The sequence below is a fragment of the Streptomyces sp. MK7 genome (genome assembly GCF_032658145.1).
Classification (GTDB): domain Bacteria; phylum Actinomycetota; class Actinomycetes; order Streptomycetales; family Streptomycetaceae; genus Streptomyces; species Streptomyces spiralis.
This window is the reverse complement of sequence record NZ_JAVACL010000158.1, coordinates 1-430: the sequence shown is the minus strand read 5'-3', so window position 1 is coordinate 430 and position 430 is coordinate 1. Positions and strand designations below refer to the sequence as shown.

The window sequence follows — 430 nt, the reverse complement described above, 5'->3', positions numbered from 1 at the left end:
GCCGTGCCCGAGTACTGTCGCTGGACGCCCGCCGACTTCGTGCCCTTCTTGAGAAAGCCGGTGTCGTCGCAGATCAGGACACCCTCCGGGCTGCCGATGGTCTCCACGACGAAGTCACGGACATCGTCGCGGACCGCGTTCTCGTCCCAGTCGGAGAGGTTGAGCAGGCGCTGGACACCGTCCGGGCGGAGCTGGCCGACCTGCTCGGCCAGCGTCCAGCCGTTCTTCTTCTCCAAAGGGGCGACCAGCCCCTCCAGGTAGTCCAGCGCCCGCTCGCGCGGCTCGGACCTGCCAAAACGGTGGGCGAACCGGGCGTGCAGCCCGGCTACCCCCTCCGACCACGACTCGACCTGCTCAACCGTCAGCCCATCAGCACACAGTCACATCAACGACGAGCGGCACCGACCGTCACGCCAGATGCGGTTGCAGT

At 67.4% G+C, this 430-nt stretch carries 1 protein-coding gene; it reads right to left on the bottom strand.

The features are described from left to right. The coding region (locus tag R2S09_RS40280) for a transposase (RefSeq protein WP_306193243.1) at positions 1-365 on the bottom strand (365 nt) is incomplete at its 3' end. Positions 366-430: the final 65 nt, after the last annotated feature.